The 12,899-nt window shown below is 72.9% G+C and carries 8 protein-coding genes; 2 read left to right on the top strand and 6 right to left on the bottom strand.

The annotated features are described in order from the left end of the window. Positions 1–152: 152 nt before the first annotated feature. From OG338_RS06590 to nadA, 3 genes are all read right to left on the bottom strand, one after another. Positions 153–5,147, bottom strand: a complete 4,995-nt coding sequence (locus OG338_RS06590; protein WP_405936417.1) for a tetratricopeptide repeat protein — start codon at positions 5,145–5,147, stop codon at positions 153–155. Beyond that, positions 5,144–6,553, bottom strand: coding sequence for a lipase/acyltransferase domain-containing protein (locus OG338_RS06585; protein WP_405936416.1), 1,410 nt, complete (start codon positions 6,551–6,553; stop codon positions 5,144–5,146). Before OG338_RS06585 ends, OG338_RS06590 begins: the two co-directional genes overlap by 4 nt. Before the next feature lie 118 nt (positions 6,554–6,671). Then, entirely contained in the window at positions 6,672–7,880 is a 1,209-nt protein-coding gene (gene nadA, locus OG338_RS06580) for a quinolinate synthase NadA (RefSeq protein ID WP_405936415.1), read from the bottom strand. A 234-nt stretch (positions 7,881–8,114) separates the two neighbouring features. Here nadA and OG338_RS06575 point away from each other — a divergent pair, with 234 nt between their 5' ends. Further along, positions 8,115–8,471: an iron-sulfur cluster assembly accessory protein gene (locus OG338_RS06575; RefSeq protein WP_018103583.1), complete on the top strand. Its 357-nt coding sequence runs from the start codon at positions 8,115–8,117 to the stop codon at positions 8,469–8,471. A 72-nt stretch (positions 8,472–8,543) separates the two neighbouring features. Here OG338_RS06575 and OG338_RS06570 read toward each other — a convergent pair whose 3' ends face one another. Beyond that, on the bottom strand, positions 8,544–9,959 hold the full coding sequence (locus OG338_RS06570) for a hypothetical protein (protein ID WP_405936414.1): 1,416 nt from the start codon (positions 9,957–9,959) through the stop codon (positions 8,544–8,546). A 113-nt stretch (positions 9,960–10,072) separates the two neighbouring features. Continuing rightward, entirely contained in the window at positions 10,073–10,267 is a 195-nt protein-coding gene (locus tag OG338_RS06565; protein WP_405936413.1) for a hypothetical protein, read from the bottom strand. A 156-nt stretch (positions 10,268–10,423) separates the two neighbouring features. On the opposite strand from OG338_RS06565, the gene OG338_RS06560 reads away from it, so the two are divergent. Further along, complete coding sequence (locus OG338_RS06560) at positions 10,424–11,398, top strand: carbohydrate kinase family protein (protein WP_405936412.1); 975 nt, start codon at positions 10,424–10,426, stop codon at positions 11,396–11,398. A gap of 8 nt (positions 11,399–11,406) precedes the next feature. On the opposite strand, the gene OG338_RS06555 is transcribed toward OG338_RS06560, so the two are convergent. Further along, positions 11,407–12,789, bottom strand: coding sequence for a cysteine desulfurase/sulfurtransferase TusA family protein (locus OG338_RS06555; protein WP_405936411.1), 1,383 nt, complete (start codon positions 12,787–12,789; stop codon positions 11,407–11,409). Positions 12,790–12,899 lie beyond the last annotated feature (110 nt).

Below are 12,899 nucleotides of genomic sequence, written 5' to 3'. Positions count from 1 at the left end.
TACACACGCCGCTGAAGTGGACAGCAGCGTATGCACGGATCGGACGCCGAGGGGCCGGTCCGGACAAAGTCGACCCTTTCCGGTCCCCGGGTGATAAGGAAACGGCCTGTCCCGCACCCGTGTACGGGGACGAGTCCGGGAAACCCCGGCCGTCACCCGGTGGCGGCCAGCACCTGAATGATCCGCGCCCAGTGCGCGGCGTGCCGCGGTGCGTGGGCCGCGCTCAGCGCGGCGGTCTCGGAGATCAGCCGGTGTCGTACGTCGGGCGACGCGTCGGCGACGAGGGGGGCGAGGCTGTCCGGGCCGGCGTCCTCGGGGGTGTCCGCGAGGAGCAGGGCGGCCTGGTGGTGGGTGCGGGCGGAGAGCCGGTCGGCGTACACCTCGTCCTCGATGGCGGCCGCGTGGTGGAGTGCTTCGGCGTCGCCGGTGGTGAGGGCGCCGTCGACGTACCGCTGGAGGGCGGCGCGGTCGCGTACGAGGGCGTAGGCGGTGGGGATGTCGTGGGTGCGGGCCGCGTGGAGGAGGGCGGCCGGTACGGAACGGGGCGGGGTGAGGCCGAGGAGGCCGGGGTGGTCGCGGAGGAACTGCTCGGACTCCTCCCAGGTGCTGGATTCCACCCAGTCGGTGAACTGCTCGCCGAGGATGCGGGGGCGGTAGGCGGAGGATGCGCCCCGGGCCAGGATCTCCTCGCGGAGCGCTTGGTGGTCGGCCGCGGAATCGGGGCCGAGGAGGGCGTATTCGCTGAGGGCGACCGTGGTTTCGGGGCTGCTCAGCAGCTCGGTGTTGCGGGCCCAGAAGGCGTACGACTCGGGCCAGGTGGGTGCGGCCAGCCATTCGGCGACCGCGGCCAGTGCCTGAGGAGGGAGCGACAGCCAGGCCGGGAGCGGTGTGGGGGCTTCGCCGGGCCAGACGGCTGCCAGTGCGGCAAGGTGATCAGCGTTCTCCCGCACGTATTTACGGAGGATGTGCCGGGCTTCGAACGTCACCGGGTCCGGCGGTTCGGCGGCCGGCTCGGTCGCCAGCCGGGCGAGACCTCGCAGGCCGGCCGCGGTGGAACATTCCTCCCGGCTGAGCAGAAACATGTCCCGGTCCAGGGCGAGAGCCCGCCGCCCGACCGCCGGGAGCTCGGCGATGGCCTGTTCGTACGCCTGGGCAGCGGCCGAGGGGTCCCCCGTGTCGGCAAGGTGGTTGGCGAGATTCAGGAGGGATTTGGCGAAGTCACGGAGGTGGGCGTCGGGGTGCTGGGCGGCGAGGGCGCGACGGATGCGTACGGATTCGTGGGCCGCGTCGAGCGCGCCTTGCAAGTCGCCGCTGTCGGCCAGCACGACGGAGAAGTTGTTGAGAGTGCTCGCGAGTTCGGGGCGGAAGACGACGGGGTGTCGGGCGGCGAGGAGGCGGTAGTGGTCCGCCGCTTCGCGGGTGGCGGTCAGTGCGCCGCGTAGGTCGCCGGCCTGGGCGAGGTGGTTGCCGAGGTTGTGCAGCGCGCCGGTGAGGTCGGGGAGGTAGGTGTCCGGGTGCTTGGCGGCGAGGGTGCGGCGGATGCGTACGGATTCGTGGGCCGCGTCGAGCGCGCCGTGTGGGTCGTCGGCCCGGGAGAGGTGGTTGCCGAGGTTGTTGAGGGCGGCGGCGAGGTCGGGGAGATAGGCGTCGGGGTGCTGGGCGGCGAGGGTGCGGCGGATGCGTACGGATTCGTGGGCGGCGGTGAGCGCGCCTGCCTGGTCCCCGGCGCGGGCCAGCCTGACGGAGAGGTTGTTGAGGGCGCCCGCGAGGTCAGGGAGGTGGGCGTCGGGGTGCTGGGCGGCGAGGTCGCGGTAGAGGTCCGTCGTTTCCCGGGCGGTGGTGAGCGCGCCGCCCGAGTCGCCGGTGTCCGCCTGCCGGGAGGCGAGGCTGTTGAGGGCGCCCGCGAGTTCGGGACGGAAGACATCGGGATGTCGCGCGGTCAGGTTGCGGTAGAGGCCGGTGGCCTCCCGGGCGGGTGCGAGCGCGGCCCGGCGGTCGCCGGTGTTCGCGAGGTGGGTGGCCAGGTTGGTGAGGGAGCCGGCGAGGTTGGGGAGGAACGCGTCGGGGCTCTGGGCGGCGAGAGTGCGGTAGAGGTCCGTCGTTTCCCGGGCGGTCGCGAGCGCTCCCATGCGGTCCCCGGTTCCGGCGAGACAGATCGCGAGGTTGTTCAGGGCGGTGGCGAGGCCGGGGAGGAAGGCGCCCGGATGCTGGGCGGCCAGCGTGCGGTAGTGCTCCACCGATTCGCGGGCGGGTGGGACGGCGCCGTGCGGGTCGCCGGCGCTGTCGCGGTGGTTGGCGAGGTTCGTCAGCGCGCCGGCGAGTTCGGGGAGATACGCGGTGGGGTGTTGCGCGGCAAGGGCGCGGTGGATACGTACGGCTTCGTGGGCGGCGGTGAGCGCGTCGCGCGTACCGCCCACGTCGGAAAGGCGGTTGGCGAGGTTGGTGAGGGCGCTCGCGAGGCCGGGGAGGTATGTGGTGGGGTGTTGCGCGGCGAGGGTGCGGTGAAGGGTGACCGACTCGCGTGCGGGGCTGAGCGCGCCCTCGCGGTCTCCGGCGCCCGCGAGGTGGACGGCCAGGTTGTTGAGGGCCCCGGCGAGGTTGTTGTGGAGGTATGCGGTGGGGTGTTGTGCGGCGAGGGTGCGGTTGAGTGCGACTGCCTCGCGCGCGGCGGTGAGAGCGCCGTCGCGGTCCCCGGTGTCCGAGAGCCTGCTGGCGAGGTTGGTGAGGGTGCCCGCGAGGTTGGGGAGGTAGGCGTCGGGGTGCTGGGCGGCGAGGGTGCGGCGGATGTGTACGGCCCTCCGGACAGGGGCCAGGGCACCCGGGCGGTCCCCGGTGTCGGCAAGGCGGCTGGAGAGGCTGTTGCAGGCACTGGCGAGATCCGGGAGGTGGACGGCCGGCCGGCGGTCGGCGAGATCCTCGTACAGGAGGACCGCCTCGCGGCAGCGGAGCAGGGCCTTTTCGCGCTGCCCCGCCTTGGCCAGCCTTCCCGAGAACGTGTGCAGGGCGTTTGCCAGAAAGGGCAGCCCACACTCCGCATCTCGGTCCGCCACCCCCCGCAGCACCGCCACCCCCGCCTCACCACACCGCACCGCGTGCTCCACCAGCCCCCGCGTCACATACGGATCCACCCCCGACCAGTCACCCACCAGCCCCTGCCGCTTCACCAGGTCCACCAGCGTGCGCAACACCACCTCGCCCGCCGCCCCGCCCGGCCCCTTCCGCCGTTTGAGGTAGGCCACGAACTCCCGGTGGTACAGGCGATACACCGCCTGCCCCTCCTCCGCGTCCTCCACGATGTACCGGCCGAACGCCGACAGCGCCCAGTCCACGTCGGTCTCGTCGTAGACCACGCCCCCGCCCAGCGCCCCGGCCACCGCCTCCCACACGCCGCCGGCCGGCATCCCCTGGCCCACCGTCCAGGCGAGCGCGGTCAGCAGGTCCCAGGCCGCCGAGGGAAGGACCGTGCCGTCGTCCCGCACCCGCGCCGGCACCGCCCGCAGCTCGTTCGCGAACGCGGCGTCGATGGAGTCGGGCAGCTCCGTCAGCAGCGACCCGTCCTCCCCTGACGCGACCCGCGCCAGGACCGTGCTCGTGACCAGGCGGGCGAACAGGAAGCCGCCGCCGACATCGGTGGCCCGTTCCGCGATCGCCGCGCCGGCCTCCCGGGCCAGGCTCTCCGCGACCGGTGCCGCCTCGCACCGGCGCCGCACGTACTCGCCGATGTCCTCCCGTGTATGCGGCTCGGCTTCGAGGTCGACCGTCGTGACCCCGGCCCCGATGTGCCGGGCCAGCGCCTGCACCAGCGTCTCGTTGTCCTTCAGCCTGTTGCGGAACACCCGCTCCCGGGAGCCGAGCAGCACCGGCACTGACCGGCTCAACGGGAACACCAGCTCCTCGATCATGCTTTGGGTGTGCTCGGCCGGCACCTCGTCCAGGCCGTCCATGACCAGGACCGGCGGCGGCGCCAACTCCCGTACCTCCGCCCGGAAGTCGTCCGTGCCGCGCGGCCGGGGCAGCCCCAGCGCGCGGGCCAGCCGCACCGCCGCCTGCGACGGGGTCAGGTCGCGCAGGTGCACCGCCGCGAGGGTGCGTTCCGGCCGGACGCCCGGGTCCGGGTCGCCGTCGCGCAGCGCCCCGTTCTCGACGGCCCGCGCGCGCTGTTCCGGGTCCGAGAGCGTGGCGATCCGGCCCAGCACGGCGGACTTCCCGCAGCCGGCGGGGCCGGTCACCAGGAACAGGCCGGGCGCGTCCGTGTCCAGCCACTCCACGATCCGGCCCAGCACCCTCGTACGGCCGGTGAAGAACCAGCCCTCCTCCAGGTGGCCGACCCCGCGTGCCGCCTGCACCAGGTGCTCCACCAGCCGGGCCGGGGCGCCGGGGGAGTGCAGGGGGTTGGGGAAGGCGGGGCGCCACTCACCGGCGGTCGCGGGGACCGGTGTCTGGCCCTCGCCCTCCCACCGCGTGGCGATGGCGTCCAGCAGATCGGGGCCGCCGACGAGCGCGTTGCGGGCGCTCCACGCGGAGCGGTACGCGTCGCCCGCGGGCCCCTCCTTCAGCACCCGCGTCAACGCGGCCAGCAGCGGCCCGCTGCCGTCCGAGGTCTCATGGCTCCGGCAACTCGCCAGGAAACCCAGCCACTTGGCGTGCCCGGGCGGCGCGGACTCCTCCTCCCAGCGGCTGAGAGCCAGGCCCAGGGCCGGAACCGCGCCGCCGCCCGCGTAACAGGTATCGATGATCAGCAGTACGTGTTCGGCACCGGAGTCCAGGGCCGTGCTGACCAGATCGTCGGCGGTGACCGCCTGCCGCCTCGCGCGTGTCCGCCACCGCTCGGATCCGGCGGCGCGCCTCAGGTCCGAGAGCACCAGCCGTGTCTGGCCGTCCACACGCACCCCGTGCCCCGACCAGATGATCAGAGCCGGTTTTGAGTCACCCGTGGCGAGCCAGCCCGAGGACCACTCCTCGCTTTCGTCATCGAACGCCTGCGCCGAAGGATTCCCGCCCCCCACCTTCCGCGCCTCGTACCCCAGTCCTTCCAGCAGCCCCACGATCTCGTCCATCTGGGCCACCGCCCCCACGAGCGGGGGAAACCCGTCACCGGCGTACGTCTCGCACACCACGCAGAGCGCCGTCCCCGCCGCACCCGTCATCGTCGGCCCCGCTCCAGGACCAGCACCAGGGCCGTCATCACGACATTGGCCGGAACACGCGTCCCGATCCGCACCCGATGCCCGCCCGCCGGAAGGCCGTTGATCCGGAGGGTGTACAGCCCGCCGCCCCGGTTGGTCATCGTGCGCGTCGGACCGCCCTCCACCCCCGCGAAGACGGCCACCCGGTCGTGCCCCGGCACATCCGGGGAAGCGGTGGCCCGGATCTCGTACGGCTCGCCCTCCACCAGGACTTCCGGCGCGTCCACCGAGAGCGGCACATCGTCGTCCTCCGAGCCCCGGTGCACCGGCGGCTCCGGGGTGAGCCAGTTGTAGAGAGCCTGGCGGACGGCCTTGTTGTTCTGGAGGGAGCCGTGCTTCTCCCACGGGGTGTACGCGAGCCTCCTCGCCCCCGGAGGGCGGCTGGAGAGAAAGGGCACCCGCCCGTCGCCCCCCTCGTCCACCCCGTCGATGGTGAGCAGCGCGCGCAGTGTCCCGCCCTCCGCCTCGGCGGTCGTCGGCGTCGGCTGGCGCACCCCGCCGACCGGGACGTACTCCACCCCGTACCGCGCACCGGCCTCGGCGGCCCGCAGCTCCGCGTGGAACCTGCCCGCGTGGCTCAGCAGCTCCCCGTCGGCCCCGGGCAGCCCCGTGACCTCCCGCGCATACCGCAGCGCCGAACCCCCGGCCGTCGTCAGGCAGGCGTAGTCCGGGGTGAGCTGGTGCAGCGACGGGAGGCTCCGGGCGAACGCCGTGAGGTCGAGGCCGACCGGGCCGATCCCGTACCGCATGCCGTTGACCAGGTACAGCAGCGCGTCCAGCGACCCCCGGTACGGCGTCCCCAGCGTGACCACCCGGCGCGTGACCTCCGCGCCCCCGCAACTCTCGACGTAGCTCCGGGTGACCAGGCCGCCCATCGAGTGGCAGAGGAAGACCACCTTCGCGTCCCGCCGGTCGGGCCGGGAGGCGCGCCAGCGGCCCAGCTCCTCGTCCACGCGTTCGGCCAGCCGCTCCGCGTTGTAGCGGCAGGAGAGCCGCCAGTCGTACGCGAAGGCGACCAGGTTCGCCGGGACGTCGGCCGGCTCGCCCGGCAGACGGCGCCGGAGGGTGAAGCCGGCTTCGAGCCAGTGCAGCAGACCGCTGTACCCGTCCACGGGGTTCCACACACCCGGCAGGGCGTGCACATCGGACATGAGCCCGGTGGGCCGTACGCCGTCGCCGGGATGCCCGTCGCCCAGGCCGGCCGGGAGCGTCAGGCGCTTGACCGAGCTCCCGAAGGTGCGGATGCCCCGCACCAGGGCCTTCCCGGAGGCCGCCCAGACCTCGTGCCCGTCCGCGTCCGCCAGCGTGCTGCCGAGGATTCCCGGTACGACGACCACCAGGTCCTCGGCCCTGCTGCGCTGCGCCATATGACTGTCCCCCGTATCCGCACCGCCGAATGAGGACAGCAGCGTAGATACGGGGGACGGGGTTCCGGGCCGGTCCGGACAAAATCGGCCGCGTCCGGACCTTCCGCGTAAAGAGCCGTTACGGCAGCGCCAGCATCCGCTCCAGCGCCAGCTTCGCGTACTTCTCCGTCTCCGGGTCCACCACGATCCGGTTGACCTGCTTGCCCTCGGCCAGGGACTCCAGCGTCCACACCAGGTGCGGCAGGTCGATGCGGTTCATCGTGGAGCAGAAGCAGACCGTCTTGTCGAGGAAGACGATCTCCTTGCCCTCGGGAGCGAAACGGTTCGCCAGGCGGCGGACGAGGTTCAGCTCGGTACCGATCGCCCACTTCGAGCCGGCCGGGGCCGCCTCCAGGGCCTTGATGATGTACTCCGTCGAGCCGACGTAGTCCGCGGCGGCCACGACCTCGTGCTTGCACTCGGGGTGCACCAGCACATTGACGCCGGGTATGCGCTCGCGCACGTCGTTGACCGAGTCGACCGAGAAGCGGCCGTGCACCGAGCAGTGGCCGCGCCACAGGATCATTTTCGCGTTCCGCAGCTCCTCGGCGGTCAGGCCGCCGTTCGGCTTGTGCGGGTTGTAGAGGACGCAGTCCTCCAGGGACATGCCCATGTCCCGCACGGCGGTGTTGCGGCCCAGGTGCTGGTCCGGCAGGAAGAGCACCTTGGCTGCCGAGGGCTCCCCCTGCTCGAAGGCCCACTCCAGGGCCCGCTCGGCGTTGGACGAGGTGCAGATCGTGCCGCCGTGCCGGCCGGTGAACGCCTTGATGTCGGCGGACGAGTTCATGTACGAGACGGGCACGACCTGCTCGGCGACACCGGCCTCGGTCAGCACGTCCCAGCACTCGGCGACCTGCTCGGCGGTGGCCATGTCGGCCATCGAGCAGCCCGCCGCCAGGTCCGGCAGCACGACCTTCTGGTCGTCGGTGGTGAGGATGTCCGCCGACTCGGCCATGAAGTGCACACCGCAGAACACGATGTACTCCGCCTCCGGGCGGGCCGCGGCGTCCCGGGCGAGCTTGAAGGAGTCACCGGTCACGTCGGCGAACTGGATGACCTCGTCACGCTGGTAGTGGTGGCCGAGGACGAAGACCTTCTCGCCCAGCTTCTCCTTGGCCGCGCGGGCGCGGGCCACCAGGTCCGGGTCGGACGGGGAGGGCAGGTCGCCGGGGCACTCGACACCGCGCTCGCTCCTGGGGTCGGCGTCGCGGCCCAGCAGGAGCAGGGCGAGCGGCGTCGGCTGGACATCGAGATCCTGGAGGGGGTGGGCCGTGGTCACGTCTCGCACCCTTTCTTCTGCGTACTTCTCTGCGGAGAAAGCCTTTTCGTCTAATTGACGCTATCTATCATAGCCGCTTCACGTCACTTTGACGATGCCGAAAGTGTCAATGTGACGCATCCGCCCACAGGACGGGTGTGCGAGCATGAAGGGAACAGGCAAGCGCTCGGCCCGGAATGAATCCGCGGCCCCGACGGTTGCAACGTCGGCAAGCAGTCTCCGTACAACCCGGGAGAGAAGCAGATGTCCGTATCGGACGAGACCACCACCGTGAGCGACGGCATCCTCCTGTCCGACGCCGCCGCAGCCAAGGTCAAGGCCCTGCTGGAGCAGGAAGGCCGTGACGACCTGGCGCTTCGCGTCGCCGTCCAGCCCGGCGGCTGCTCGGGCCTGCGCTACCAGCTCTTCTTCGACGAGCGCTCCCTCGACGGCGACGTCGTCAAGGACTTCGACGGTGTGAAGGTCGTCACCGACCGCATGAGCGCCCCGTACCTGGGCGGTGCCTCGGTCGACTTCGTCGACACCATCGAGAAGCAGGGCTTCACCATCGACAACCCGAACGCCACGGGTTCCTGCGCCTGCGGCGACTCCTTCAGCTGAGCCGCGCCACAGCGTCGGGACGGCGGCCCCGGGACTCCGGTCCCGGGGCCGCCGTTCGTCGTACGAGGGTGCTCAGGCGCGCGGCACCACGGAGCCCGACGCCTCGTCCACGACCTTCCGGCCGTCCAGCGGCCGTTCCAGCGTGACCGTACGGGTCAGCTCCTTCGCGATCATCACGCAGACCTTGCCCGGCTCGGCCCTCCGCTCCTCCACGGCCACCCGGACCGTGTCCCCGTCCGCACGCGCGCTCGCCGTGTACGTGCTGCACACCCCGCCCCAGAAGGTCACCGCGAGCGTCCGCCCGTCCGCGCTGTACGACTGGACCGCCCGGGCCCTCGCCGTACCGCCGCCGTCCGGGGAGGTGCCCGGCACCGGCTCCCGCTTCAGATACTCCGGATCCACCGCCACCTGCGTCACCGTGTCACCGGTGCCGCCGGCCGGCCGCACCGAGAAGATCCACGACGGTACGAGCAGCTGCTCGCCGCCCGTCGTGTGCACCGCGAGCCCGAAGACCGCCTTCGTCACCGTCACCGTCGTCGCGGGCCGCTCCGCACCGGTCTTCGCCCCGCAGCTCACCCCGTCCGACAGCGGGGCCGGTGAGGCGCACCCGCCGATCTCCCCGGCCGGCGGCTGCGCCGCGTTGAGCCGCTTCAGCGCCTCGGCCGCGCCGATCACCGGATAGGCGGCGCCCTTCTCCAGGGCCTTCAGCTTTCCGGCGCCCCCGGTCACCTGGCCGTCCGGCCCGACCTGGATGCCGGTTGCCCAGCCGTACGTGGGCAGCCCGTCCACCACCGGATCGGCGTTGACCACCCGGGCCGAGCCCATCAGCTGGTGCGCGTCGAGCGCCGCGTCGCCCTGGCCCGCCGCCTTCAGCACCGGTGCGGCGGCGGCCTTCGCGGTCTTCTCGTCCACCGGCTGCCCCGAGCCGTCCGGGGCCACCGAGCAGACGGCCCCCTTCTTGCAGTTGTCCGTGGAGCCGGAGCCGTACCGGGTGAAGGTCCAGCTCCCCGGCGCCTGCTTGTTCACCCGCAGCACCGGACCCGAGCCGTCCCCGTCGGAGCCGACCTTCCAGTAGGTGGCCTCGGACTGCGGGATGCCGGAGAGCCCGAGCGCCTTCGCCAGCCGGGTGACCTCGGCGGCCGTGACCGTGCCCCCGGCGCGCTGGACGGCGGCCTTCTCCGGCCCGTCCGGCAGCTTCCCGGACGCGCGGTAGACCAGCCGCCCGCCGTGCGGATCGGGCTCGCCGGGGGCGATGCCCTCGCGGGGCGGGGCGGTCGGCGTACCGGCGTCGTCCAGGGCCAGGGGCGGGGGAGTGGAGCCCCCGCCGGACGCGGTGCTCCGCGTGTCGTCGCCGCCGTCCGCCGCGGTCGCGGCCCAGTACGCTCCGCCGCCACCGGCCAGCAGGACGGCGGCCGCCACCGAGGCCGCGACCAGCGGGGAACGCCGCCGGGTGGTGGTCACGTCGTTGTCGGGTCGCTCGGTGCTCACCGGATCGCTCCTTCGCCTGCATCGCCGTCATGCGCCCGGCCGGCGCACGGCCCGCCGTGTGGGGCGGACAGCGTTGGGACGGATCAGCGAGGCGCCTGGTTCCCCCGGGGTCCCTAGGGCCTGTCCTCCATCGCGTCGAGCAGCCGGGCGGAGGCGGGCGGCACGGTGATCCCGTGGATCAGGGCGGGTGCGACGCGGGCAGGGGTGATCCTCGTGGGGGCCACCCAGTGCGGAGCCATCCGTGCGCAGTCTCCGCGCAGCTCGGCCAGACCGGTCTCGTACTCGCGCGGGGCGATGTGATTCGGCATACGGCACCGTAGGCACCGCGGAGCCCGCGAAGAAAGCCCTACTATCGGGTAGTTTTTCCGCTTCGGGCCCGGACGGGAGCGGGTAGCGTGAACTGTCACGTCACCCCTGGGACGCGGACATCCGTTCCCCTTCGACTCCACAGGAGACGTCTCCCCGTGCGTATCGCAGTCACCGGCTCCATCGCCACCGACCACCTCATGACCTTCCCCGGCCGCTTCGCCGACCAGCTGGTCGCCGACCAGCTGCACACGGTCTCGCTCTCCTTCCTGGTCGACAATCTGGACGTACGCCGGGGAGGGGTCGCCGCGAACATCTGCTTCGGCATGGGCCTGCTCGGCACCAAGCCGATCCTGGTCGGCGCGGCCGGCTCCGACTTCGACGAGTACCGCGCCTGGCTCGACCGGCACGGCGTCGACACCGGCTCGGTGCGGATCTCCGAGGTCCTGCACACCGCCCGCTTCGTCTGCACGACGGACGCCGACCACAACCAGATCGGCTCCTTCTACACCGGCGCCATGAGCGAGGCCCGCCTCATCGAGCTCAAGGCCGTCGCCGACCGGGTGGGCGGCCTCGACCTCGTCTCCATCGGCGCCGACGACCCGGAGGGCATGCTCCGCCACACGGAGGAGTGCCGGACCCGCGGCATCCCGTTCGCCGCCGACTTCTCGCAGCAGATCGCCCGCATGGACGGCGACGAGATCCGCATCCTCCTCGAAGGCGCCACGTACCTCTTCTCCAACGAGTACGAGAAGGGGCTCATCGAGTCCAAGACCGGCTGGACCGACGAGGAGATCCTCGGCAAGGTCGGCCACCGGGTCACCACGCTCGGCGCCCAGGGCGTGCGCATCGAGCGGGCCGGCGAGGCGGCCATCGAGGTCGGCTGCCCCGAGGAGAACGCCAAGGCCGACCCGACCGGCGTCGGCGACGCCTTCCGTGCCGGCTTCCTCTCCGGCCTCGCCTGGGGCGTCGGCCTGGAGCGCGCCGCCCAGATCGGCTGCATGCTCGCCACGCTCGTCATCGAGACCGTGGGCACCCAGGAGTACACCCTGCACCGCACCCACTTCATGGACCGCTTCACCAAGGCGTACGGCCACGAGGCCGCCGCAGAGGTCCACGCGCACCTCGCCTGAGCACCCCGTCAGGAGAGCCGGCGGACCACATGGGCCGCGCCCCGGTCCGCCGGCTCCTCGCCCACGTACTCCTGCTCGCGCATCGCACACCAGGCCGGGATGTCCAGCCGGGCCGCCTCGTCGTCGGAGAGCACCGTCACCGTGCCGCCCACCGGCACCCCTTCGATCGCCTTTGCGAGCTCGATCACCGGAATCGGGCACCGCTTGCCCAGCGCGTCGACCACCAGTGAGTCGTCCGGGACGGGCGAGGAGGCCGCGGCCGCCGGTGCGTCCAGCTTCTCGCGGACCCCGGCGACCAGGCCCGGCAGCACCTCCAGGAAGCGGTCGACATCCTCCTCCGCGGTGCCCCGGGGCAGCGACACGCGGACGTTCCCCTCCGACAGGACGCCCATCGCCTTGAGCACATGGCTCGGCGTCAGCGTGCTGCTGGTGCAGGACGAACCGGACGACACGGAGAAACCGGCCCGGTCCAGCTCCCCGAGCAGAGTCTCCCCGTCGACATAGAGACAGGAGAAGGTCACCAGATGCGGCAGCCGCCGCACCGGATCGCCGACCACCTCCACATCGGGCACCAGTGCGGGCACCCGGGCCCGGATCCGGTCCACCAGCGCCCGCAGCCGGGCCCCCTCCGCGTCCGCCTCCGCCCGCACCGCGCGCAGCGACGCGGCCGCCGCGACGATCGCCGGCAGGTTCTCGAACCCCGGCGCCCGCCCCGACTCCCGCTCGTCCGCGGGCCCCTGGGGTGCGAACCGGACCCCCTTGCGCACCGCGAGCAGCCCGACCCCGGCAGGCCCGCCCCACTTGTGCGCGCTGCCCGCCAGCAGCGACCAGCCCCCCGGCACCGGGCCCCAGGCCAGCGACTGCGCGGCGTCCACCAGGAGCGGCACCCCGGCCGCCCGGCACAGCCCGGCCGCCTCGGCCACCGGCTGTTCGGTGCCCACCTCATGGCTGGCGGACTGGAGGCAGGCCAGCGCGGTGTCCTCGGTGAGCGCCCGCCCGAACGTCTCCGCGTCCACCGCGCCGGTCCGCTCCACCGGGACCCGGGCGACCGTGCCGCCCCGGTCCTCGTGGTCCGTCGCCGCGTGCAGGACCGACGAGTGTTCGACCGCCGACACCACCAGACGGCGTCCGACACGCCGACGCCCCGCGAGCGCGCCGGAAATTCCGGAATACACCGCCCGGGTGCCCGACGAGGTGAAGGTGAGCTCGTCGGGGCGGCACCCGACGGCCTCGGCCGCCGCCTCCCGGGCCGCGTCGAGCAGCAGCCGGGCACGGCGTCCCTCGCGGTACAGCCGGGCCGGATCGGCCCAGCCCTCGTCCAGTGCGGCAAGCAGCGCCTGGCGGGCGACGGGGTGCAGGGGGGCGGCGGACGCCGCGTCGAAGTAGGGCACCCGGCCACGCTAGCCGGGACCGGCCCCGCCGCCCTCCACCGGCTGTCCCGCCCGGTGGAGGGGGCGTCAGATGGCGGCCGGAGGCGCGAATTCCACCCCTTCGGGGAGTC

Origin of the sequence: Streptomyces sp. NBC_00726, assembly GCF_045161735.1 — a bacterium.
Classification (GTDB): domain Bacteria; phylum Actinomycetota; class Actinomycetes; order Streptomycetales; family Streptomycetaceae; genus Streptomyces.
This window is presented reverse-complemented; position numbering and strand designations above follow the sequence as displayed.